Genomic DNA, 1111 nt, shown 5'->3' with positions numbered 1-1111 from the left:
CACGGCGGCCGGCAACACCAGCGGTTACTCCAACAAGGAGTTCGACAAGCTGAGCTCCGAGGCGGACAAGGCCAGCTCGATCGACGAGACCGTGAGCCTTCCCCGAGCCCTTCGCAGAGCAACACCGTCGCCGTGACCTGCTCCACCGCGCGCAGTTTGGGAACGGTGAAGACAAATCCGTTCGGCACTCCGCCGGCGGCGTCGAGCACCAGCTCGAGAGTCCTGATCGAGCGCCGACGCTCGCCGGCCGGTAACCCCTTGAACCTGATGCCACCCCAGCTCGGACCCGCAGAATCAGTGCTGAGCGCTGCGAGTGTCCGGCCGGCCGACGTCGCTGCCGCGTCTTCTTCCTCGTCGCTGCGACGTCCGTACCCGTCCTCGAAATCTATTCGAAAGTCCTGGACCGGCTTGCGGCCGAGCTGAACTCGCACATCTGCGAGCGCATTCTCGGTGTCGAGATCGGCGAACACATGCGCATGAGAATCGAGAAGCGCGATCGCCTGCTCACCCCAGAGACGAGGGGTGTCGACAGTTGCGTCTGCAGCACTGACGTAAATCGTGTGCACAGGCTGGATCTCGTCACGGTTTCCCGGGTACTGCGCCGCGAGCCGCTCGTCCACCGGGTCCAGAAGTCCGTCCAGACGATCGTGGACGGCGGCGGAGAGTCGGGATTCTGTCATCGGACGATCTTCTCAGAACGTCCGCGAGCCCGCAGGTTCTCACGCCGCCGATCCAATCCGAGTCAGCGGCCCCCGACGAACGGAACGTTGACGAAGCTCGGCCGGTCCGCAGCCAACTCGATGTGCTGCGGCTTCAGTTGGCTGTCGGCGAGCATCGGCCCGAGTGCCAGGTAACGCGGCACGCTGGCAGCGTAGACGTCGACGCGGAGTCGGTGTCCGGGTTGTAGCACCGCGTCCGTCGGGAGCATGTTGATGTCGACGGCGGTGACTTCACCGGGAACCACCGGCTGACGGGTGTCGATCGTCAGATAGTGGTGCGGTTCACTGTAGTCACCGTTGGCCGAGCGAGTGCTCTTGGAATCGTCGACCGCCCGGAGCGACGCAGTCAGAGCGCCGTTCGTGATCGGTGTCGAGGTTCCGTCCGGCGCTAC

2 protein-coding genes are annotated in these 1111 nt (G+C 64.7%); both read right to left on the bottom strand.

Annotated elements, in window-relative coordinates:
• A partial coding sequence (locus ABT116_RS49260) for a DUF6986 family protein (RefSeq protein ID WP_502984111.1) occupies nt 1-680 on the bottom strand: 680 nt, incomplete at its 3' end.
• Nucleotides 681-742: 62 nt separating this feature from the next.
• On the bottom strand, nt 743-1111 hold a 369-nt coding region (locus ABT116_RS49255), incomplete at its 5' end, for a CocE/NonD family hydrolase C-terminal non-catalytic domain-containing protein (protein WP_351648150.1).

The sequence above is a fragment of the Streptomyces sp. NPDC002130 genome (assembly GCF_040296465.1).
GTDB lineage: Bacteria > Actinomycetota > Actinomycetes > Streptomycetales > Streptomycetaceae > Streptomyces.
Note: the sequence above shows the minus strand (reverse complement) of the source record. Positions and strands in the feature narration are given on the sequence as shown.